The sequence below is a fragment of the Domibacillus sp. 8LH genome, assembly GCF_038806185.1.
Lineage (GTDB): Bacteria > Bacillota > Bacilli > Bacillales > Domibacillaceae > Domibacillus > Domibacillus indicus_A.
This window is the reverse complement of sequence record NZ_JAVJNG010000005.1, coordinates 35353-58230: the sequence shown is the minus strand read 5'-3', so window position 1 is coordinate 58230 and position 22878 is coordinate 35353. Positions and strand designations below refer to the sequence as shown.

The window sequence follows — 22878 nt, the reverse complement described above, 5'->3', positions numbered from 1 at the left end:
GATGAAAAATGAAAACGGTTAAAGCAAAACACATTGAAGAGATTCAAAACATTGTGAAAGAAGGAAGAGTCTTAATCGAGGAAAGCGATCGTTTTAGTTATTCATTTGACGGCTCTTTCGGCACGTTTTTGCCGGATGCAGTTATTCAGACCAAAAGTGTAGAAGAATTGGCTGCTCTTGTGAAACTGGCAAACCGTGAGCAGATTCCGGTTTATCCCCGCGGCCAGTCCACTTCTTTAAGCGGCGGGCCTCTTCCGGTAAAAGGGGGACTTGTGTTTGATTTATCAGTTATGGATGACGTGCTTGAAATTTATGAAGAAGACTTAGTCGCCGTTGTTTCTCCAGGGGTGCTGACATCTGCCATCCATCAAGCAGCAGAACAAAGAGGGCTTATGTATCCCCCGGATCCAAGCAGTTCTCATGTATCTACCATCGGTGGCAATCTGGCCGAAAATTCAGGCGGACCTAGAGGATTAAAGTACGGAGTAACCAAAGATTATGTGATTGGGTTGGAAGTGATCACGCCGGAAGGGGAGATTATCAAAACAGGTGGAAAAACAGTAAAAAACGTAACCGGCTATGATTTAACAAAACTGATTGTCGGATCAGAGGGAACGCTGGGTATTATTACAAAAGCGATACTGCGACTTATTCCAAAACCCGTCGCTTCTGCCACGCTTATGGTGGTGTTCAACAGCCTTGTTGATGCAGGAAGTGCCATTTCAAAAATCTTATCGGCAGGCATTTTGCCTTCAAAAATGGAGCTGATGGATCAGTCTTCTATTATAGCGGTTGAAAATTACGAACCGCTAGGACTGCCGACAGAGGCTGAAGCCGTTATCTTAATTGAACTGGATGGGCATCCTCTGGCTTTGGAAGACGAGGTAAAAAAAATAAATGAACTATGCCATTCGGTTGGTGCTGAGGACATTCGTATTCCACAACACAAAGCTGAAGAGGCAGAAATCTGGAGAGCTCGCAAGCTGGTGTCGCCAGCTATCGTCCGTATAAAACCAACTAAGATTTCAGAAGATGCCACGGTGCCAAGAAGCAAAATTCCGCAAATGTGCCAAAGGCTTCAGGAGATTCGTGATAAGTACAACGTACACCTTGTCGTATTTGGCCATGCAGGAGACGGAAATTTACACCCCAACATTATTTGCGATAAAAACGACAAAGAAGAAATGCGCCGTGTTGAGCAGGCAGTTGCGGAGATCTTTACGGCAGCAGTGGAACTCGGCGGAACACTATCGGGTGAACATGGTATTGGCTTAATGAAAGCTCCTTTTATGGAAATGGAGCTAGGTGAAGCTGGTCTGGATATGATGAAACGCATTAAAGAAGTGTGGGACCCAAATAACATCATGAATCCAGGAAAAATATTCCCCGAACCAGGGCAGAAATTGGAGTTGAGTTAAGATGAAGCAAACGCTCGAACAATTGAAAGAAGAATTACAGTATGAAAAAACAAATGCCTGCGTACAATGCGGCTATTGTCTGCCAGTTTGTCCGACTTACATGACGATGGGGAAAGAAACACATTCTCCGCGTGGTCGAATAAATTTGATCAAAATGGTGGGGGAGGGAAAGATAACGGACCTATCGGTTTTGGAAGAGCCAATGAATATGTGCCTTGGCTGCCGTGCTTGTGAAACGGCATGTCCAACGGGAGTTCAATATGGGTCTCTTTTAGAAGCAACACGGGCAACAATTGTGAAACGCAAGAAATTTTCTGTTCCTGTCCGCCTGCTGAGAAAGGCTATGTTTAAAAAAGTATTTCCAAGCAGGCAGGCTATGAAATTAACGGGTAATGCCGTTTGGTTTTATGAAAAAAGTGGGATACGAAAAGCAGCACATAAATCTGGCCTGACAAACAAGCTGCCCTATCATTTAGGGGCGTTCGAAGCGATCATGCCGCAGTCTGTTTCACCGAAAGAACGCAAAAAAACACCTGACAGAGTAAAAGCAAAAGGAGAAAAAAAATATACAGTCGCCTTTTTTACCGGATGTATTATGGATGCTATGTTTCAGCGTATAAACCGGTTATCGATTGAGCTGCTTGCTGAAGCTGGCTGTGATGTTGTCGTCATACAAAAACAAACATGCTGCGGGGCGCTGCACGCACATTCTGGAGAAATGGAAGAAGCCAAGCGTCTGGCCAAGCAAAATATCAAAGTGTTTGAAGAAGAGAATGTTGATTTTGTTGTAAATAATGCAGGCGGATGTGGTGCTATGCTGTATGAATATAGTCATTTGCTTGCAAATGATCAGGAATGGGCAGCTAGAGCTTTGGCATTCTCTAAAAAATCCAAAGACATCAGCGAGGTACTAATTTCGTGCGGCGGTTTGCCGAATCTGCAATCAAATCGGGAAGAGCGGGTAACGTATCAACGTTCCTGTCACATGACAAACGTGCAGAAAGTGACTAAACAGCCTGTAGAGCTTTTAAAAGGAATTTCAGGAGTTCAATTGATAGAGATGGAGCGGGCAGACATGTGCTGCGGTTCAGCAGGGATTTATAATATCGTTAACTATGATGCATCTATGGAGATTCTTAATGAGAAGATGAAAGATACAAAAGCGACCGGAGCATCTGTCGTAATTACGACCAATCCAGGATGCTTGCTGCAAATGAAGCTGGGCATTGAACGTGAAAATCTTACCCAGTCTGTGAGGGCACTGCATTTAATCGAGTATCTTGCTGAAACAGCTGGAATTTCATGAATTGTACACTTAACCTGTGTAAAAATTAGATGAATCTGGCGAAGCATAGCTTAAAAGCCAGGTGAAGATGACCATTGCGATGATTAATGTACTAAATGAAGAAGTGGAAGCAGGTAATTACAATCACAGGGTATGAAATAAAGGAACTGACTTAGATAAGTCAGTTCCGATTTTGATTTAACAATTAAAAATGATTGATATTATCTTGCTCACGTTTATATACTTCTTCAAGAATCTCCGCCACAATATCCTGCATACTCTTGCCTGTCTGTTCTCCTTTTTTCCGAAGCCAGTCCTTAACATTGACTGACAGGGAACCCGACAACCATTCCTTCTCCGCTCAATGCTGAGTGCCTCATATTCAGAAACATAACGCACGTGCCCTTGTTTAGCCGAACGTTTAATAAAGTCAGCTAATTCAACGTGAACACCATTTAACCGCGCATCTTTCATATGAATGACCCATCGATCCTTTAACCGCTCCTACATATTGGGCACTGGCACCTGCTGATAAAGCAGATCCATTACTTGATAGGTGAGAGAATAGACGGCCGAAAGATTAAGTACCGCATATCCAGGCCTCGTGCTGCGTTTGCCCCTTTCAAGGGAATAGTTAGGTGTTAACCTATGTGTGTAGATCCCTTCCATGTAGCTAAAAGTATCGTCGGTTCCCGGCAGCCTGCCGGTTTAAAAGAAGCGGAAGATCCAGCTTGATAAGTGGGGGATGAATCTCCGAAAGTGATCGAACGGTCGTCAGAAGAATTACATGAACTAATAATGGGTGAAATCCCTGTAAAATACCACTAGCTGATGAACAGACAAGACTTGGGAGCATAAAACATATTGAGGAAACATGAATTGCCTTTGTATTAGAAAGAATTAAGTGGGATATCATCGGTATAAAAATAGTGCTTTTCCGTCATATTTAAAAATAGAAATAAAAATGAAATGAGGTATGAAAGTTGAATCCCCTTCTCAAACAGCTAACGGAACAAATTTCTGATTTGAAACAAGCACGGGATGAATTGGATGATTTGATAGACGAGACATATGAACAAGTGGATCAAAGGGTAATTCACGATTTACATAATACATCGGTTGAAGAGTCAATAGATCAAATTCAAAAATGGCAGAATGAACGGGAAGAAGTAGAGGAATTGCTTGAAAAACTATATGAAAAGCTTGATCAGTATTACGACTTTCATCTAAAAAATAAGCAGTTTGTGATTTAAACGGATACCTGTAAATTTCTTGTATTTACAATTAGGCGGAGTTAAAAGAATGGTTTTTTTCTGAAAGTTCAACAAGGCATAATTGGTACAAACACATGCCTTGTTGGGTTGATAGTCAGCAGCTATTAATTTTGTCGGGTACTTTACTTACTCACTTCAAGTATAAATTGGTTGGATAAGCCCCGCTGAAACAAGCTATACAACGATTGCTGGTTTCTGCCAGGTTCACATCCACTGCTTTTAACAAACCTTCTGTACTTAAAAAAGCTAAAGTATCTGCTCCAATCGCTTCGCCCATTGCTTTCTCATGCTCTAGTCTGTTGGCAAATAACTCTTCTTTTGTCGGCATATCAACTCCATAAAAACAAGGGTTGCGAACCATCGGTGAACTAATGCGTACATGAACTTCTTTGGCTCCAGCCTGCCGAATCAACTGGACAATTCGTTTACTGGTTGTTCCTCTTACAATCGAATCATCCACAAGCACCACTCTTTTTCCTTCAAGAATTTCTTGAACGGCACTCAGTTTAAGGCGAACAGCCAATTCGCGCAGTTCCTGGGTAGGCTCTATAAATGAACGGCCGACATATGGATTTTTGATCAGACCCATCTCATAAGGGACCCCTAATTCTTGGGCGAAACCAATAGCTGCCGGTATGCTGGAATCGGGAACAGCGACTACCACGTCTGCTTGTATCGGATGTTCCTTTGCTAAAATTTTTCCTAATTCTTTTCGGATTGACAAAATGCTTCTTCCATGTATAACGCTATCAGGCCGGGCAAAATAAACAAACTCAAAAGAACAAAGAGATAACTCACTTTTCGGAGCGAATCGTCCGGTTCGAATGCCATTTTCGTCAATAAGAAGCCATTCTCCCGGCTCCACGTCCCGCCAGAACTCAGCATTAACAGCATTTAAAGCACATGTTTCTGAAGCAGCAATGACCGCTTCACCGATCCTTCCAAGGCTGAGAGGGCGTAATCCATGACGATCCAGCGCAATGAGCATCTGTTTTTCTGTCATAATAAGCAAAGCGAAAGACCCATCGATTCGTGTAAGAATGTCAGGAGCTGCCTCCTCAAACTCGTTTTTACTGGAACGGGCAATAAGGTGGGCGATGATTTCTGTATCAGTTGTTGTTTGAAAGATGCTTCCCTGCTGCTGCAACACATTACGTTCTATCCTTGCATTTACCAGATTGCCGTTATGAGCCACAGCCAGATCGCCTCCGCTATATTTAAAAACGAGAGGCTGTGCGTTTTGCAACAAGCTTTCTCCAGAGGTTGAATAACGAACGTGGCCAATAGCCATATTCCCGTCCATCCCATCGAGAATATCACGCGAAAACACCTGGGTAACCAATCCCATCCCGCGGTGGTGTCTAAAAGTCTTGCCATCGCTAACCACGATTCCTGCACTCTCCTGGCCCCGGTGCTGAAGGGCGTGAAGTCCGTAGTATGTTAAATCGGCTGCTTTAGGGTGATTGAACACGCCAAATACCCCGCATTTTTCCTTCATTTCTGAAGTCATTCTTGTCCCCTCCTGTTTATACCATTTCTTCTATTCTCTACTGAAAGACCATTTTTATTCTTGTGTAACCTGTTGTGTATCGCGCTCTGGTTCTGGTTGAACAGCCCGCTTTCTTTATCTCTAACGTTTAGATATGGGTTACTCGGACTGTTTTTATCTCGAGGAGGAAGGGTGGTTTTTATTAGATGCAGGGATAAGGGAACTATGTACCAGTGTCGGCAGCTAGGGTTTTCCTGCTATCGTTAAAAAAATAAACGAAGGGGTAGAGACTAGGGAAGGATTGATTTAGAAAGGAAGAGAAGATGAAAATATTAAATAATGTACGGATCTACAGACCATTTGTAAATGACGGGATTAGCGACTGATATCATATAACGATGGATGACGGAAAAATTGTTTCCATAAATCGTGGTCTTGCTGAAGAAATGGGTGAGCATGTAGTAGACGGGCGGGAAAGAGTGGTTACTGCTGCCTTTAATGACTCTCATATGCCCTCCTTCGTTATGGCATTATGAAAAAAGAATTGAATTTTCGTGATGTGACTTCTTACGAGGAGCGAAGGAAATCATTTATTCAACATATGAGAAGCAAAGTTGGAAGAAGGAGATTGGATGGTCGGAAATGGATTAATAGACAGCCAGTTTTCTGACATAGACCATCTGCTTACAGCGAAAGATTCGGAAGAAATCAAATTCGATAAGCCTGTTTTTTTCCTGCATGATGATGGCCACGAATGTGTAGTAAACGAAGAAGCGATGAAAAGGATAAAAGAGAAAGGGATTTTATCTGAAAGCGATGAGCCTTTTATAGAAAAATATGTAGCGGCTCAAGCTATGTGTCCCCGTCCACGTAGCTTTTGAAATATGTTCTCCGCTTAACTAAAACAAGAACCAGGCAATAATAATTACAGAGCATAAAATAAAAGAGCTGACTTAAATAAGTAAGCCCCAATTCCGACTCAATACTTAAAAATGATTGATATTACCTCCGCTTTGACCTTGCTCACGTTTATACACTTCCTCAAGGATTTCTGCCGCAATATCCTGCATACTTTTCCCTATCTGTTCTCCTTTTTTCGTAGTCACTCTTTAATATCTACTGAAAACGAAACCGACAGCAATTCCTCATCGGATCCAATGCTGAGTGCCTCATATTCCGGAACATACCGCACACGCCCTTGTTTAGCCGAACGCTTAATGAAGAAGTCCGCTAACTCAACCGAAACACCATTTAATCGTGCGTCTTTCATATGAATGACCCAACGATCCTTTAACCGTTCCATGTATAGGTTGGCCACTGGTACCTGTTGATAAAGCAGATCTATCAATTGATAGGTAAGGGAATAGACGGCTGGCAGATTGAGTACCGCATATCCAGGTTTCGTGCTACGCTTGCCCATTTCAATTGAATAGTCAGGTGTTAACCTGTGTGTATAGATTCCTTCCATGTAGCTGAAAGTGTCGTCGGTTCCCGGCACAATGAAGTACCAATCTCCCAAACCTTTGCGCATAAGTCTTGCTTCCGGAATAGAAGGGGAAGAAAAGCGCTGATACACGGCTTCTTTTGCTTTTTTATTGTAGTATTGCCGCTGGGAAAGCCGGTATTCCCAAATTTTCTTTTCATGCAGCTCGCTGAATTCTTTAAGGTCGCTTTCTTGGATCAGTGGAATTATTCGCCCTCTTATCTGTCCTTCAGAGGCGGGAAGAAGACCTTCTTTAATATAAGCCGCAATAAAGTTTCGGTTTGTCTGCAGGTATTCTGCCGCTTGGTTTAACGTTAAGCCTTCCGGCGTTTTAGGCATCATTTCGATAAGCCGTTCAATCTCTTCTCTAGAAAAAAGAAGCCCTTGGTGACCTCCCCACGGATCCTCCACAGGTTTTAGCTTTCCTTCTTGTACATACGCATGAACTGTAGAGACGGAGCGGCCAATCATTTCTGCGACTTCTTTTGTTGAATAGTATTTCTCTTGGATATTTTCGTAACTCCCAAAAGAAAGAAAGGGTTTCAGAACTTCATATTGTTTCAGAAAATAATCCTGCAGATCAAGATACAATAGAAATTCCAACCTCTAATGCATTTACAATGAAACAGATTATCAATTTTCTACAAAATATAAATACGTCTGAAGCAGATTATGAAATTATTCGAAGAGACCTTGAAACAGTAAAACAAGAGAAATCAGTTATAGAAGCAAAGTATGAGGCGCTCGAAAAAAGAGCGGCCACTACGCAGCAAGACTATGAGGACTTAGAAGGATTATGGATAGGGCGAGAAGGATGGTCGTATTTAGAGATGAAACGACCCAAAAACTGATCATACAACTAGAAAACAATAAAGAGTTAGAAATAGCAGAGTAAAAAGCACAGCACATCAGCTGCGCTTTTTTATATTTCACACCCTACAGTTCACTGATTTTCTTTCAAAAACGTTTCCGCTGACATAACGCGGGCATACATGCCATTTAGCGCCCCGATGAAGGCGTGATGGACCTGTTCAGCGGGAACCGTTTTGTCTTCGTAGGCCAGCTCTTTTGTGGCACATGCATCTTCAATTAATGTGGTTTCGAAGCCAAGATCGACCGCGGCTCTAACAGTGGCATCGATGCACATATGGGTCATCATGCCGACGATGACAAGCTGTGTTACGCCTTTTTCTTTCAGTTTGCTTTCCAGTTCTGTTTGTAAAAAGCTGTTTGGAAAGTGTTTCTGGATGACGATTTCATTTTCTTTTGGAGAAACCGTGTGATGAATGTGAACGCCTTCTGTATCGGGTAGAAAGAAGCCCAGTTCCGGAGCGTGAGCGACGTGCTGAATATGGTAAATGGTTTCATTTTCGTTTTGTCTAAACCATTCCAGTATTTTTGCGGCGGTGGCAGCTGCTTTGTCAGGCTGGCTCAGCTCCATCTTCCCATTTGGAAAATAGTCGTTTTGAATATCAATAATGATTAAACCTTTGCTCATTTTCTTTCACCTCGTAAGAAAAATGAATTACAATACAAAGCATAAAGTAGTCTGTCTCTTTTATCGATAGGCTCGCGAAAGACTTTATTGTTCATTAATTTCATCGTGAAAGGAATGTACTATGGAACTTGATCACATGGATTATCAAATCCTCCAGCTCCTGTCCGAAAACTCACGCATTCAATGGAAAGACTTAGGGGAGAAGGTGCATATGACGGGGCAGGCGGTAGGGAACCGGATTAAGAAGCTTGAAGAAAATGGGGTCATCAAAGCTTATTCTTTGTTCGTAGAAGACGTAAAAATCGGCTTGTCTTGTACGGCTTTCGTAATTGTTTACATGAAAACCGCCAATCATGATGCATTCGTTCATTTTCTACGCGATCGGCAAGAAATCGTTGAAGCCCACCGCATATCAGGGGAAGGGTGTTACCACTTGAAAGTCAAACTACATGCACAAAACCATTTAAATGAATTGCTGAATCAAATACTTGAATATGGAAATTACATGTTGAATTTGTCCATTCAAGAAGTGAAAAACTGTCATACGCTGTCGGCCAGGCAAACATAAACAATTTATTTTTACAGTTGACATCGCTTTCAGCCGGCGCTAAAATAGCAATATAAATTTGGATCGGGTAGTTACTGTTCGGCAGGCTATACTGGTCACTAGTAGCACTGTCGTGATAAAGGCAGCGATCCATCATTGTGTGAGCCTTGGAGGAAAACGATTTGTCTGCTAATTTAAAGATTGATAAAGTGATTAACAATAATTTAGTACGCTCGCATAAAGATGGCAAAGAAGTGCTTGTCATGGGCAAAGGCCTTGGCTTTCAAAAGCAAAGAAACGATTTTATCGATGAGTCTTTGATTGAACGGGTGTATGTGATAGAAGGGGAAGAGGACAGCAATTACCTTGAAGTTCTGCTTTCAAACATTCCTTATACATACGTCAAAACAACCAATGAAATTGTGCGGTATGCAGCCAACTCGTTAAATAAAAAGCTTGATGATACCATCTGGCTCGGTTTAACGGATCACATTTACCATGCCATTGACCGGGCAAAAAAAGGCATCACTGTAAGAAACGCCATTTTGTGGGAAGTTGATCGGTTTTACAACCACGAGTATTTGATTGGCAAAGAAGCCTTGAAAATTATTAAAAAAAGGCATGGAGTTATGCTGAGTGACTCGGAAGCCGGTTTTATAGCGCTTCATTTGGTCAATGCCCAGATGGATGACACCGTAAAGATGCAGGAAACGATGGAACTGATTCAAAGGCAAAAAAAGATCATCGACATCGTTAAATATCATTACGGCATCGAGCTGAACGAAAACTCGCTGCATTATGAACGCTTTTGGACACATATTAAATATTTTGTCAGAAGGCTGATGAAAGTTCAGCATGATCGGAGAAAATCGGATCTGGGCTTTGCAGAAGTTATTCAAACAAAGTATCCCAATGAATATAAGTGTGCTAAGCGTATTGAAGAGTATGTTCTAAACGAAACGGGCTATCGATTAACTGAAGACGAAATTGTATACTTGGCCATTCATATTAGAAGGGTCATTGAAGAAAGCAAATAAATATGTGGGATTGTTACGAAAGGCTATACCCACCAGTTACAGAAGGAAATCATCTTTTGATTTCTTACTGTAACTGGTGGGTTTTTATTTTGTTCAAAACCCGACAGAACATTCAGAAAAAAGAGGTGGGAAATATGACACATAAAGAGTTAGCGGCTGTCATCTTAGAAAAAGTAGGCGGAAAAGAAAATGTTTCATCTGTAGGGCACTGTGCCACCAGACTCCGATTTAATTTGAAAGACGATCAAAAAGCAGATACAGAAGCGATTAAGAAATTAAAAGGCATCGTTGGAGTAGTTAATAAGGGTGGACAGTATCAGGTGGTAGTTGGAAATGACGTGAAGAACGTCCATAAGGAAATTCAAGCACTGGGGAATTTTTCAGAACAGTCAAGCGGAAGTAAAGATGAAAAAGAAAAGAAGCTGATTCCGAGAATTTTAGACACGATCGCGGGCTGCTTCTTCCCGCTTATTCCAGCGCTTGCTGGTGCTGGTATGTTGAAGGCACTTTTGGCACTGCTCATGGCCTTTAATTGGATAGATGTTGAATCCGATGTATTTCAAGTATTGAATTTCATGGCAGATGCTGCTTTTTACTTCCTGCCTGTGCTTTTAGCTGTTTCAGCAGCAAAAAAATTCAATGTAAATCAGTATGTAGCGATGAGCATCGGGGCCATTTTAATTCACCCAACGTTTATTGCCATGACAGGTACTGCAAAAGAAGCTGGGACTGGAATTGACTTTCTAGGACTAAATATTCCGCTTGTATCGTATGCGTCATCGGTTATTCCTATTATTTTAGCGGTTTGGTTTATATCTTATGTTGAACCGTTTGCTGAAAAAATTACTCCGAAGTCTCTTCAGCTCATTTTAGCACCATTAGTTACGCTCATTATTGTGGCGCCGGTGACACTGCTGTTTATTGGGCCATTAGGAAACTATCTTGGCTTAGCACTTGGCGCGGGTATTGGTTTCTTGAATACACACGTAAGCTGGCTTGTGCCAACGATCGTTGGTACGTTCACGCCGTTTTTGGTCATGGCAGGGATGCATTATGGTATTATTCCGATCGGGATGAGTATGTTGGCGACGTCCGGTATTGATACGGTTGCCGGTCCGGGGATGATGGTATCAAATGTCGCGGAAGGAGCCGCTTCACTTGCTGTTGCATTTCGCACGAAAAACAAAGATGTGAAGCAACTGGCTTCTTCCGCAGGAGTAACCGCTGTGATCGGAATTACAGAGCCAGCGATGTATGGCATTAGTTTGCGGTTTAAACGGCCGCTTGTCGCAGCGATGATTGGCGGGGGAATCGGAGGTCTTTACCTTGGCATTATGGAGGTCGGACGATACGCGCAAGTAGCACCAGGTCTTTTCTCGCTTCCTAGCTATATCGGCCCGGATGGATTCCAAAACTTCACACATGCTGTCATTGCTTGTGCGATTTCGTTTGCCGTTGCCTTTATTGTTTCCTTTATTCTGGGCATTAAAGATCCAGTTGAAGATGAAGCACCAGCGGGCAGCGTATCTAGTGAAAAAGCAATCACCGAGTCCACTTACTTGCCGGAAGATGTCGTGTACTCTCCTTTAAAAGGCAAAGCGGTGGAACTTACAGAAGTAAGTGACGCTGTTTTTTCAGAAGGCATTTTAGGAAGAGGCGTTGCGATTATTCCAGAAGAAGGAAAAGCATTTGCACCAATCGACGGCATAGTGACAGCTCTTTTTGAAACAAATCATGCCATCGGCTTAACCGGAACAGATGGAAAAGAGCTGCTCATTCATGTCGGGATTGACACAGTGAAGCTCGGAGGACGCCATTACACAGCAAAAGTAGCAAAAGGACAAACAGTGAAAAAAGGTGACTTGTTGCTAGAATTTGATATTGAAGGCATTAAAACAGAAGGCTATGACGTGATTACACCGCTGATTGTGACCAATTCATCGGAATATGCCGATGTGTTAAGCATTACCGGAAAAGATGTTGGTGTAGGAGAAGCATTGTTAAAATTAGCTAGATAATCAATCGATCAGCTGCTCCTATGGGCAGCTGACCAAAATCACTTAACGAAAAGGAGCAGATAAAATGGGTTTTCCAAAAGACTTTTTGTGGGGTGGCGCAACGGCAGCAAATCAATGTGAAGGCGCTTATGTAGAGGAGGGGAAAGGCTTAAGTACGGCTGATGTTATGACAGCAGGCGTTCATGGGGTGCCTCGGGAGATCACGGAAACGATCATTGAAGGTAACTATTATCCAAGCCATCAAGCAGTGGACCATTATCACCGTTTTGAAGAGGACATTGCTCTGTTTGCGGAAATGGGATTTAAAAGCTACCGGCTGTCAATTGCCTGGTCCAGAATTTTCCCAAATGGAGACGAATCGGAACCAAACGAAGCAGGCCTGGAGCATTATGACCGAGTTTTTGACACGTGCCGGCAGTATGGCATCGAACCGATCGTAACATTGTCTCATTTTGAAACACCACTTGGACTGCTGAAATATGGCTCATGGCAAAACCGGAAAGTAGTCGACTTTTTTATGAATTATTGCCAATCGGTCTTTCAACGGTATAAAGGAAAAGTGACGTATTGGCTGACATTCAATGAAATCAACGTGCTGTCAACAAAGCCATGGATGGCTGCAGGAATTGATTCGAATGATAAGCAGGTGCGGATGACAGCGGCATATCATCAATTTTTAGCAAGTGCAAAAGCGGTCCAGCTGGCGCATGAGATAGATGCTGACAACAAAGTAGGCATGATGTACAACGGTCATGTCGCTTATCCGGCCAGCCCGGACCCAGAGGATGTTCAGGCAACAAATGACTTTATGCACAATATGCTGTTTTACTGTGACGTTCAATGCCGCGGCTATTATCCAGCTTACAAACGAAAAGAATTTGAACGGGAAGGCATCGAGTTGCCCATTCAAGAAGGAGATTTGGAAGAACTGAAAAAAGGGACAGTGGATTTTCTGTCCTTTAGCTACTACTTAACCCATGTTGTCGGCAAAAACACTCCAGTAGAATTTAGTGGATTAAATGGTGTGAAAACGGGCTACGATAATCCCTTTTTACAAAAAAGTGACTGGGGGTGGCCGGTCGACCCGTCCGGACTCCGCTATTTATTAAATGTGTTATATGACCGCTATCAATTACCGCTTATGGTCGTTGAAAATGGGTTAGGCGCAGTGGATCATATAGAAGAAGACGGCAGCATTCATGATTCGTACCGGATCGATTATGTTAGAGAGCACATTCAGGAAATGGAAAAAGCAATTGATATCGATGGCATTCCGCTGATGGGCTATATGATGTGGGGACCTATTGATATTATTGCGGCCAGCACAGGAGAAATGAAAAAGCGGTACGGATTTGTTTACATCGACGTCGATGACAATGGCAACGGAACGTTTCAGCGAATCAAAAAAGATTCGTTTTACTGGTACAAGCAGGTGATTGAGTCAAATGGAGAAAATTTGTCGTATTCAATAGCTGACAAACGGACGGTGTAAGCCGGACAAGACGACTCTTTTTCCTCACAATCAGTCACAGGATGATTGTATCGCGCCAAATGCAGGGTGTCCGAGTGGGCATCCTTTTCCATATAGAAAGGATTTGTTATTTATGGCATCCGAAACGGAAAGTCTGACTGCGGTGAAAAAACCGAATTTTTTAGTTGCATCTATTATACTAGCCGTCATGTTGAACCCTTTAAATACTTCTATGATTACAGTGGCATTGCCAGACATTCAGCAGGAATTCGCGCTTACATCAAAAGATATTACGTGGCTCATTGCTTCTTACTTTGTTGTGTGTGCGGTTTTTTTACCACTCCTCGGAAAAATAAGTGACGTATACGGAAGGAAAAAAATCTTTATTGCAGGCCTCTTATTAGTCAGCATTTCTTCATTTGTGGCTCCCTTTTCTCAAAATATGCTCTCCTTGCTGCTGATGCGATCCATTCAAGCGATTGGAACGTCAGCCTTGTATCCAGCGGGAATGGGCATTGTCCGCGCCTATATTAAAGAAAATCAAAACGGTGTGATTGGCTTGCTGTCTGTGTTTGCGACAACTTCGGCTGCTTTTGGACCGACCATTAGCGGCCTCTTAATCGGTTGGGGCAGCTGGCATGTCATTTTTTATGTGAACTTTCCTATTATTATTGTTTCTGCTCTATTAGGTCTTTTTTTTATTCCGGCTGACGTGCAGCAAACAGAGACAACATTTAAATGGGACGGAGCCGGCATTTTGTTGTTCAGCTTGTGTATTTCGCTTTGGATCTACTGGCTGCAAACTATTAAAACAGAAGTAAATGTGTGGCTGCTTGTAATCTGCATCGTACTCACGATCGTTTTTTACAAGGTTGAAAAAAAGAAAGAAAAACCGTTTATTGATGTGCTTTTTTTAAAAAATCACCCGAACATCTCATTGATCTATATCTTGTATTCTTTTGCTACACTCATCTTTTTCTCTATGCTTCTCTCCATGCCATTGTATATGAACGCAGCATTGACGCTTGATGCAAAAGAAACCGGACTCATGATGCTGTCTCTCTCTGTATTCGCTATGGTGATCACGCCGATTGCTACACGCTGGATTGAACAATCAGGTCACTTAAAGCCGCTGCTTGCAGGCGCGTTCATCGGAATTGGCGGGGTTCTTTTGTTGTTAACAATAAATAAAGAATCTTCGCTGCTTTGGATCGCGGTTATTTTATCTATCATTGGGCTGAGCAATGGTATATTGAACATTGGCTTACAAACGCTTTTGTATTCCTTTGTCCCTGTAGCAGAAAGCGGAACAGCATCCGGCTTATTTTTAACGTCACGGTTTATCGGAAACATTCTCGCCTCCAGCTTGTTCGGACTGATGTTTGCAACAGGCATAAACGACTACAACCAAAACTGGCTCGCAGTCATCCTGGCAGGTGTATCCGTTGTTGTCTTGTCAGGCATTTTGTATATTGGGAAAAGCGAAAAACAAAGGGGAAGGTTCCTGCGTTTCATTCGCCACACGAAATAATATTAAAAGAACTCTAGACCAAACAAACCTCCAGCTTATTCTCAAAAGAACACGCTAGAGGTTGTTTTGTTTTCCTATTTGTCTAAACCACTATCGAATACATGAAACAGCGGCATCGTTCTTCCTCTGCGTCACATGATTGACATGTTGTCGGCCAATCGAGACATAAGATCTTAATGAACATAAGGGTACACAAGGCAAGATGAACCTGTGCATGGAATATCGGCCCTACGAGAGAGAGTTTTCAGACTACATTTGGCGTAAGATCCAGCACGGATACGTCACCAACAAAAAGAAGCCGCGTATTTATTATCTTGCAGGTTTACGTTCCATTTCGGACACATCCTCTCAAAATAATTGTAAGGACTTAATTAAACTGTGTCCATGAAACTATACTAACTCCACATATATAGGCTGCTGTGTTGATGTATTTGTTTCTTTTGCTGTCATTGTTTTGAACTCTACCTCCTATCGAAATATCCTTGTAGCTTTTCATGTTGTTTTGTCGTATTAGGATATTTCTCCATATGGAGGATTGGCGATATATTTACAGTTAATAATATTCGTCATTAGAAGAAGCTCCCAATTAAAATTTTGATAATTATGAGCTTCTTCTATTTCTTATTTTTAAATAGGAACTAGACAATATCTGTCGGTGTTCATACTAAAATGTATAGGATTCACCATCTTCTGGTACTAAAATATTACTTGAAAATCCTTTTTCTTTACTAAAGTTTTTTAATTCTTCTTTGGATAGTGTCCAATGGTTAACAGCTTCCATATGGACAGAAATAACTTTTGCGTTAGGTGCAGCTTTATAAACTTCATAAATGTCATCTTTCCCCATAATTAGAGGGCCACCTTCAGAGAGTTGAACATCCCCACCGTTGACAACAATGATTTCTGGTTTGTGTGTTTCAATTACTTCCTGAACAGCCTCATACCAAACAGTGTCTCCGGCTACATATAAAGTTTTCTCATTTGAGTGTTTGAAGACAACGCCGCACACTACACCAGTAACTTTTAGGATTTCTCCTCTTCCATGCTCGCCTTTTGTTTTAATTAATTGGATTCCTTCAAAGACTGTATTCTCTTGTAAAACCTCTATATTTTGGAAGCCTGCATTTCGAATTTCAGTCGCATCTTCTTCATTTTGGGTAAATATTTTAATCTCTTTTGGCAGCGCTTCTTTAGCAGCATCATCCCAGTGGTCATAATGTAGATGAGTGACAATAACAGCATCAACATTATGAATGATGTCGTCAATAGATATTGGCAAACTAACTAATGGATTATTTGAGTTGTTTTGTCTTAATGAAGGAAAAGGAGGAAGAGTCCCCTTATCCGCTAAAAATGGGTCAACTAAAAACTTTTTACTTGCATATTGAACAACGAGTGTAGCGTTTCGAATTAGTTCTATATTCATATTAAATTAACTCCTCTTCTTTGAAATTTCCTTTGAACAATGTATATTCTATACTATTGTCAAGGTCGGGCATTTTTATACAAAATCGCCGGTTTAGAAAGTCTCGATTGGATAGATGCAGCACTTGATCTGATATTAGGCAAAGATCCAAAATGAGTTTGAGTTGTATGATATGGATTTCTTGGTTCCGTTTTAAAGGAGATAGGTGTACCTCCCCCCATTAACACTATCCAATCTACAAGGAATAATATGTATACTTTTTACACCTATAAGAGATAAATAGAGACTAATCGGACGAGCAGGAGGTAAAGGCATGAGAAGTATGATTAGGTTTGTCATGATTAACATCAAACGAAAAAGCTTTGACTTTAAAGCATACACAACGGACCTGATGGAAAATGTTGAAAAAGGATTAGCAGCAAAAGATGTGGAGTTTTATTCGAATAAAGATTGAATGCGAAATGTTCTCTTGTTTTAAAAGACAAGCAGTACTTCGTTCAGTTTACATTTATTATGACTCATGGGATTTCTCAATTAAAGTGTGTTAAAGAGTTGTGATGTTGTCCGTAATCACCCATTAATAGCAAAAACAATTCCTGTACATGGTCTTGTCATGGATCCAAAAACAGGGCTTCTCGATCTTTTATCAGATGGGGAATGCTTATGTCGAACAACCAAATAAAGCGTAATGAATAAAGACTATCCAGAAAAAATAATATCTGGACAGCCTTTTACATTTAATTGTTCTTTATGATTTGTCAGCTTCTTGTCGTAGGAAATCCTCGGTCGAAGTTACAGCGCAATACATACCGTTAAGCGCGCCGACAAACGCAAAATGGACTTGTTCTGCTGGAACGACTTGATCTTGATAAGATAATTCTCGTGTCGCACATGCATCTTCAATAAGTGTAGTTTCATAGCCTAGATCCACTGCAGCTCTGACTGTCGCATCGATACACATATGCGTCATCATACCTACAACCACTACCTTGGTTATACCTTTTTCTTTTAATTTGCTTTCTAATTCAGTCTTTAAAAAGCTGTTAGCGAAATGTTTGATGATAATGCTTTCTTTTTCCAATGGTTGTACCGTTTCATGTATTTCAGCACCCTCTGTATCCGGAAGGAAGAATCCTAATGATGGATCACCTGCGATATGCTGGACGTGAAAAATGTTATCATTGTTGTTCTTTCTAAAATGTTCAAGCACTTTAGCAGCATTCGCAGCCGCTTTATCTGGATTAACTAATTCCATTCTTCCATTTTGGAAATAGTCGTTTTGAATATCTACAATAATTAGAGCTGTGCTCATAATTCTCCACCTTGTTTAATGTATTTTGTTACATTACAATCATATACCGTATGTGGTATTTTATCGATAAGTTGACGAAACGTTTTTAAACAAAATAATTTCATGGTGAAAGGAGTTTATTATGGAACTTGATAATATTGATTTTCAAATACTTCGGTTACTCTCCGAAAATTCACGCATACAATGGAAAGACTTAGGTGAACAAATTCATATGACGGGACAGGCGGTGGGGAATCGTATTAAAAAGCTCGAGGATAATGGTGTGATTAAAGCCTACTCTCTAATCGTCGATGAAATGAAATTAGGGCTTTCTTATACAGCGTTTATCATTATTTACTTGAAAACACCAAACCATGATTCGTTTATACGATTCATGAATGATCGAAATGAGGTAGTGGAAGTTCACCGAGTATCGGGAGAAGGCTGTTACCATTTAAAAATTAAAGTTAACTCGCAAGAACATTTGAATCTTTTTCTGGATAAAATTCTTGAGTATGGGAATTATAATGTACATTTATCGATACAAGAGATTAAACAACAAAATCCGTTGACTGCTACATGATAAATGATCACGGCCAGTGAAATGTACCACCTGTGTTTTTACCAGTCAATGACAACAAATGTACCGGCTAATGACAGACTTTTTACCACTACATACCTTTTGTATAATTAGTGTGCACACCTATTGGTGTGACATTGCTTATACAGGAGGTTTTTTTGTCTGATTCATTATCGAAAGATATTGGAACTACACGATGAGGGGTAAGCCTCGTTCAGCAGCCCCTAAATATAGTGTTTTCTACATTTAATTTTCCTTCATTGGTGCTAGATAGAGTTTTTATTCCATCGTTCAATAAAATGAAAGTACATATTATTTTATGCATAAGTGCACTTCGCACTAATTTGAATATAAAATAAAAATTCACTACCTAATGAGATAGCGAATTTTTAAGCAGGTTTAATTGAGGTGAGGCTTCTTTAATTTTGTACTTGAAATAACAAACGCGATGACAAGCACAACTGCGGCAAATGCATACGGCATATTGATGTTGATATCAAATAAAATACCGCCAATAATTGGTCCTAGTATGATACCGAAGCTTGTGTAAGCAGAATTCATACCCGCAATATACCCTTGGTTTTCTCCAGCGATTTTTGATAAAAAGGATGTCACAGCAGGGCGTAAAATATCACCAGAGAAGAATACAATGCTCGTAATGACAGTCATCGTCCAGTAACCGTCTATTAAAATCGTAATAAAGATGAAAATAGCAGAAGATAGTAAGGTTAAATTAATCAGCATTCGTTCGCCAATTACATTGACCAGCCTATCAAAGAATAAAATTTGAGCGACAACTCCAGCGATTGAGCCGACCGTAATAATGATCGAAATATCACGGATCGTAAAGCCCAACTTTTCATCGACGAATAAGCTAAACATCATTTCATAAACGGCCAGTCCAAACGCTAGTACGAACACGATCAGTAGTGGTGAGAAGTACTGTGGATGAAAAGATTTTTTAAACTCCTGAATAAACTCTGGTTGTACAGCGGATGCACGATTTTTTTGTAGTTGCTCTGTTGAAATCGAATCGTCTAATACAAGGGAAATAACAATGGCAGTAATCAATGAAATGGCAGCAGCAAAGAAGAACGGTGCGCGTATCCCAAACTCTGCAATAAATCCGCCAATTCCTGGTCCAATTATAAATCCTAAACTAATCGCAGCCGATTGGTAGCCTAACGCTTTTGCACGATTTGCTAGCGTCGTTTTATCGGCAATATACGTAACAACAGCTGGCATAATGAAGGCGGCACCTACACCGCCAAGTAGACGGCTCACAAATAATAGCCACGTTTCATTTGCAAAGCCAAACAGTGCCTCTGAAAATGAAAATAACAAAAGACCGATGACCATCATTTTTTTACGGCCGATTGAATCGACCCATACACCTGTAAATGGGGAAGCCAGAAACTGCGCAAAGGCCATCGCAGCGAACAAGTAACCGACAACGGCACCACTTAATCTTAGATCCTTCGCAATCGATGGCATAACTGGTGCGGCAAGTCCCATCCCCACAAAAGCAATAAATAAACTAGATAATGCAAGTGCAATAGACACTTTCTCTTTTCGATTCATAATTGAATTCCCCTACTTAATTGTCAAACAATTCATGGTCCTATTTGTTGGAGGATGAAATGGATGCATTCACTTTCTTCATTGTTTGTAATACATTTTGCAATTGTTCTAAATCGATGTCAGCGAAGTGCTTCGTCATAAATTCTTTGTCTGCTTCTTCGCTTAATGCCTGATAAGCGAGACCTTCCTTTGCTAATACGATGAAAAACTCGCGATGATTATTTGGATTAGCCTCACGTTTGATAAAGTTTTGTGCTTCGAGCTTTGATAATACTTGGCTCACAGCACTTTTAGAAATCGCGAATTTCTTGGCGATTTCATTTGCTGTGATACGTGGATTGTCCTTCACAAAAAATAAAAGCGTATCTTGCTGTGCTGTTAAATTATAAGCATTGAACTTTTGTGCGTTTTTATTGTACAAAAGATAATTTAAGTAATATTCACTAAAAACGACAATCAGTTCTTTAAACATTTTTTGATAATTTGAAAGCATAATATCCTCCTTCTACTTCAGTTAAGCAAACTGAACTTAACTAACGAAATGTATCTTATATGCTAACGCATTTTATGTCAATATTTTTTTCATTTCACAAAGAACGTCTAGATGGTTCATTTGGTTATATGAAAAATATAAAAAGGTCTTGTTATGCATCATGGATGTCATCCTGAAAAAATGTGTAGGTAGGATAAACCGGGAAGCTAAAGTGTTTCTTCTGATCAAGCTGCTTCCTTACGGGAACGGAATTCACCAAGAGACAGTGGAAATAATCCAAATAAAAATGGTTCCTATCATCAAATAACGATGATTGGAACCATTTTTTCTTTTTGACTAGTTATATCCCAGCAATCTATACAAAATATCCAGTTATCTCCCTTTAGCGTTCTTTATTATACTCTCCCCATTGGCACATTTCCTGAATAATAGGCCAGAGAGTTTGCCCTTTTTCAGTAAGGCTATATTCGACCTTTGGGGGGATTTGTGGATATTCCTTACGATGAACTAAGCCATCACTCTCCATATCCTTTAAGGTAGAGCTGAGTGTTCTATAGGTTATTTTACCGATCATGCGCCGAAGTTCATTATAACGTACTGCCCCATGTTTTGATAAATAGTAAATAACGAGCAGTTTCCATTTACCGTTGATAATAGAAAGTGTGTAGCCAAAAAAAGTTTCTTCGTTGTCAGCGACATTAACTTTGGATGTTTTCATAAGTGTACTACCCTCCTGGATAGTATGCGTCTGAAAAGTGCATACTTGTTTGTGTATCTATACCAACTATATAATACGTTCAGGTTCAAGTAAAGCATGTCTCAAAACATAAAAATATATTCCGCCTCTCGATTTTACAATCGGTATTTGTGAGGGGGATATAAGATAAACTTGTTGGCACAAAAAATGGAATTGATTGCCGATGATCAGCAAAAAGTAAGGCAATTCATTTAAGAGTAAAATCACAAGGGGAATGTTAAAGCCAGAATGCGTATGGTTGCACAATATGCGATTGCTGGGGAGCAGCAGATCATGCAGCCGAGGCAGTAACAGGATTCTTCACGAAATTCGGCGACGGGGGGGGCCGATATCATTCCTTTAACTGGCCTCACCAAAGGTCAAGGACGTGATCTCTTGAAGGAGCTTCATGCTCCCGAGCAACTTTACCTTAAGACTCCAACAGTAGACTTGCGCGATCACAAACCTCTGCAATCGGACGATACGGAACTAGGTATTGAATACGATGTTCTTGATCAATATTTATTGGGAAACGAAGTGGAAGCTAGTGTTAAGGCGAATATTGAAAAACGATTTGAAATAATAAAGCATAAGCGGGAGTTGCCCGTAACTCCATTTGATACTTGGTGGAAGGAAGCATTTGTTTGAAGGGAAGCCGCTCCGTATAGGAGGTTATTTTATTGAACCAATAATCGGCTGTCAGCAACCTTATTTTTGGATTTTATTATAAATATACTATCCTTGTTGATAGTATATGTAAAAAAAGTTCATACTTATTTAATGGTTTATACTTGCTGTATATTATATTTAAATCAAAGTAAAGGAGACAAATAAAAGATGTTAACACAACAATATCAAGATAACATAGACACATTACTAAAGAAAATCCAAGAAGCTGAGGCAATTGTGGTAGGTGGCGCTGCTGGGATGTCTGAGGCTATCGGACACAGTTTTTATCATACTGATGAAAATTTTCTGAAGCATTTTGGGGAATTTGCAGATAAATATGGTATTAAAAACCTTTTTGATGGCTTTTATTATCGTTTTTCTACAAGAGAAGAACGGTGGGCTTTTCTTGCTACTGAAATCAAATTTTTACATGATGCCGAAGCCGGTCGCCCTTACCTTGATTTATTGCAACTACTTCAAGGCAAAAATTATTTCATTGTTACAACGAATCAAGACGCACAGTTTTCCAAGACTTTCCCTGATGATAAAGTTTCCCCAATTCAAGGGGATATGCGTTATTTTCAATGTGGCTCCCGTTGCCATGATCAGGTTTATTTTAATAAAGAGCAAGTTGAGAACATGTATGCAAACATAGATGGAACCAGAATTCCAACAGAGCTAATTCCAGTATGTCCAAAATGCGGGCACGAAATGGAACCATGGGTGCGCTCTTATGTATTTCTGGAAGGAAGCTCTTACAGAAATGAATTAAGAAAATACAATGAGTATCTTATCGAAAACAAAGATAAAAAGATTCTCTTCTTGGAATTAGGCGTTGGAACAATGACACCGATGTTTATTAAAGAGCCGTTTTGGAATATGACTTACAGTTTTCCGAATGCCTACTACATTACAATAAATCCTAAAGATGCGATCGTTCCTCAAGAGTTAAGTGAAAAAGGACTTGCCATTAAAGAAGATATTGCACGTGTCTTACAAGATGCTTTGAACGAGAATTAAAAAAAGAGATTTGGATATTGGATAAGTACTC

22 protein-coding genes and 1 pseudogene are annotated in these 22878 nt (G+C 40.5%); 14 read left to right on the top strand and 9 right to left on the bottom strand.

Annotation, left to right across the window (positions count from 1 at the left end):
* The first annotated feature begins 8 nt into the window (after window positions 1-8).
* The 3 genes from RG959_RS09660 to RG959_RS09650 all read left to right on the top strand — a co-directional run bounded on the left by RG959_RS09660 (window position 9) and on the right by RG959_RS09650 (window position 3956).
* Window positions 9-1418, top strand: a complete 1410-nt coding sequence (locus tag RG959_RS09660; RefSeq protein ID WP_342796919.1) for an FAD-binding oxidoreductase — start codon at window positions 9-11, stop codon at window positions 1416-1418.
* 1 nt (window position 1419) lies between these two features.
* Window positions 1420-2724 (top strand): (Fe-S)-binding protein, encoded by a 1305-nt coding sequence (locus RG959_RS09655; protein WP_342796918.1) that lies wholly within the window; start codon window positions 1420-1422, stop codon window positions 2722-2724.
* A gap of 962 nt (window positions 2725-3686) precedes the next feature.
* A complete protein-coding gene (locus RG959_RS09650; protein WP_342796917.1) occupies window positions 3687-3956 on the top strand; it encodes a hypothetical protein in 270 nt (89 codons plus the stop codon).
* Between the two features lie 151 nt (window positions 3957-4107).
* Here RG959_RS09650 and purF read toward each other — a convergent pair whose 3' ends face one another.
* Both purF and RG959_RS09640 read right to left on the bottom strand, forming a co-directional pair.
* Entirely contained in the window at window positions 4108-5487 is a 1380-nt protein-coding gene (gene purF / locus RG959_RS09645) for an amidophosphoribosyltransferase (protein ID WP_342796916.1), read from the bottom strand.
* Between the two features lie 311 nt (window positions 5488-5798).
* Window positions 5799-5975, bottom strand: coding sequence for a hypothetical protein (locus tag RG959_RS09640; protein ID WP_342796915.1), 177 nt, complete (start codon window positions 5973-5975; stop codon window positions 5799-5801).
* A 105-nt stretch (window positions 5976-6080) separates the two neighbouring features.
* Between RG959_RS09640 and RG959_RS09635 the strand changes: the two genes are divergently transcribed.
* On the top strand, window positions 6081-6347 hold the full coding sequence (locus RG959_RS09635; protein ID WP_342796914.1) for a hypothetical protein: 267 nt from the start codon (window positions 6081-6083) through the stop codon (window positions 6345-6347).
* 221 nt (window positions 6348-6568) lie between these two features.
* Here RG959_RS09635 and RG959_RS09630 read toward each other — a convergent pair whose 3' ends face one another.
* The gene (locus RG959_RS09630) at window positions 6569-7420 is read right to left on the bottom strand and encodes a helix-turn-helix domain-containing protein (RefSeq protein ID WP_342796913.1); all 852 of its coding nucleotides are present in this window, start codon (window positions 7418-7420) and stop codon (window positions 6569-6571) included.
* Window positions 7421-7437: 17 nt separating this feature from the next.
* Between RG959_RS09630 and RG959_RS09625 the strand changes: the two genes are divergently transcribed.
* Window positions 7438-7800 carry a hypothetical protein gene (locus tag RG959_RS09625; RefSeq protein ID WP_342796912.1) on the top strand — a complete coding sequence of 121 codons (363 nt, stop codon included), beginning with the start codon at window positions 7438-7440 and terminating at the stop codon, window positions 7798-7800.
* A 92-nt stretch (window positions 7801-7892) separates the two neighbouring features.
* Here the strand turns inward: RG959_RS09625 and RG959_RS09620 are convergent, their stop codons facing one another.
* Window positions 7893-8447, bottom strand: a complete 555-nt coding sequence (locus tag RG959_RS09620) for a cysteine hydrolase family protein (RefSeq protein ID WP_342796911.1) — start codon at window positions 8445-8447, stop codon at window positions 7893-7895.
* 121 nt (window positions 8448-8568) lie between these two features.
* Between RG959_RS09620 and RG959_RS09615 the strand changes: the two genes are divergently transcribed.
* From RG959_RS09615 to RG959_RS09595, 5 genes are all read left to right on the top strand, one after another.
* The gene (locus RG959_RS09615) at window positions 8569-9015 is read left to right on the top strand and encodes an Lrp/AsnC family transcriptional regulator (RefSeq protein WP_342796910.1); all 447 of its coding nucleotides are present in this window, start codon (window positions 8569-8571) and stop codon (window positions 9013-9015) included.
* Window positions 9016-9176: 161 nt separating this feature from the next.
* Window positions 9177-10031: a BglG family transcription antiterminator LicT gene (gene licT, locus RG959_RS09610; RefSeq protein ID WP_342796909.1), complete on the top strand. Its 855-nt coding sequence runs from the start codon at window positions 9177-9179 to the stop codon at window positions 10029-10031.
* Between the two features lie 134 nt (window positions 10032-10165).
* Window positions 10166-12049: a beta-glucoside-specific PTS transporter subunit IIABC gene (locus tag RG959_RS09605; protein ID WP_342796908.1), complete on the top strand. Its 1884-nt coding sequence runs from the start codon at window positions 10166-10168 to the stop codon at window positions 12047-12049.
* 64 nt (window positions 12050-12113) lie between these two features.
* Complete coding sequence (locus tag RG959_RS09600) at window positions 12114-13541, top strand: glycoside hydrolase family 1 protein (protein WP_342796907.1); 1428 nt, start codon at window positions 12114-12116, stop codon at window positions 13539-13541.
* Between the two features lie 112 nt (window positions 13542-13653).
* Entirely contained in the window at window positions 13654-15051 is a 1398-nt protein-coding gene (locus RG959_RS09595; RefSeq protein WP_342796906.1) for an MFS transporter, read from the top strand.
* A gap of 664 nt (window positions 15052-15715) precedes the next feature.
* On the opposite strand, the gene RG959_RS09590 is transcribed toward RG959_RS09595, so the two are convergent.
* Window positions 15716-16477 carry an MBL fold metallo-hydrolase gene (locus tag RG959_RS09590; RefSeq protein ID WP_342796905.1) on the bottom strand — a complete coding sequence of 254 codons (762 nt, stop codon included), beginning with the start codon at window positions 16475-16477 and terminating at the stop codon, window positions 15716-15718.
* 313 nt (window positions 16478-16790) lie between these two features.
* Between RG959_RS09590 and RG959_RS09585 the strand changes: the two genes are divergently transcribed.
* Window positions 16791-16931, top strand: coding sequence for a hypothetical protein (locus tag RG959_RS09585; protein WP_342796904.1), 141 nt, complete (start codon window positions 16791-16793; stop codon window positions 16929-16931).
* Between the two features lie 294 nt (window positions 16932-17225).
* Here RG959_RS09585 and RG959_RS09580 read toward each other — a convergent pair whose 3' ends face one another.
* Complete coding sequence (locus RG959_RS09580; protein WP_342796903.1) at window positions 17226-17789, bottom strand: cysteine hydrolase family protein; 564 nt, start codon at window positions 17787-17789, stop codon at window positions 17226-17228.
* Window positions 17790-17910: 121 nt separating this feature from the next.
* Here RG959_RS09580 and RG959_RS09575 point away from each other — a divergent pair, with 121 nt between their 5' ends.
* On the top strand, window positions 17911-18351 hold the full coding sequence (locus RG959_RS09575; RefSeq protein ID WP_342796902.1) for an Lrp/AsnC family transcriptional regulator: 441 nt from the start codon (window positions 17911-17913) through the stop codon (window positions 18349-18351).
* Window positions 18352-18747: 396 nt separating this feature from the next.
* On the opposite strand, the gene RG959_RS09570 is transcribed toward RG959_RS09575, so the two are convergent.
* The 3 genes from RG959_RS09570 to RG959_RS09560 all read right to left on the bottom strand — a co-directional run bounded on the left by RG959_RS09570 (window position 18748) and on the right by RG959_RS09560 (window position 21140).
* Window positions 18748-19929, bottom strand: coding sequence for an MFS transporter (locus tag RG959_RS09570; protein ID WP_342796901.1), 1182 nt, complete (start codon window positions 19927-19929; stop codon window positions 18748-18750).
* Between the two features lie 40 nt (window positions 19930-19969).
* The gene (locus tag RG959_RS09565; RefSeq protein WP_342796900.1) at window positions 19970-20422 is read right to left on the bottom strand and encodes a MarR family winged helix-turn-helix transcriptional regulator; all 453 of its coding nucleotides are present in this window, start codon (window positions 20420-20422) and stop codon (window positions 19970-19972) included.
* A gap of 382 nt (window positions 20423-20804) precedes the next feature.
* Window positions 20805-21140: a winged helix-turn-helix transcriptional regulator gene (locus tag RG959_RS09560; RefSeq protein WP_342796899.1), complete on the bottom strand. Its 336-nt coding sequence runs from the start codon at window positions 21138-21140 to the stop codon at window positions 20805-20807.
* A gap of 243 nt (window positions 21141-21383) precedes the next feature.
* Between RG959_RS09560 and nadE the strand changes: the two are divergent.
* Window positions 21384-21806: pseudogene (gene nadE, locus RG959_RS09555) on the top strand (NAD(+) synthase); the annotation flags it as partial.
* 189 nt (window positions 21807-21995) lie between these two features.
* A complete protein-coding gene (locus RG959_RS09550) occupies window positions 21996-22847 on the top strand; it encodes an SIR2 family NAD-dependent protein deacylase (protein ID WP_342796898.1) in 852 nt (283 codons plus the stop codon).
* Window positions 22848-22878 lie beyond the last annotated feature (31 nt).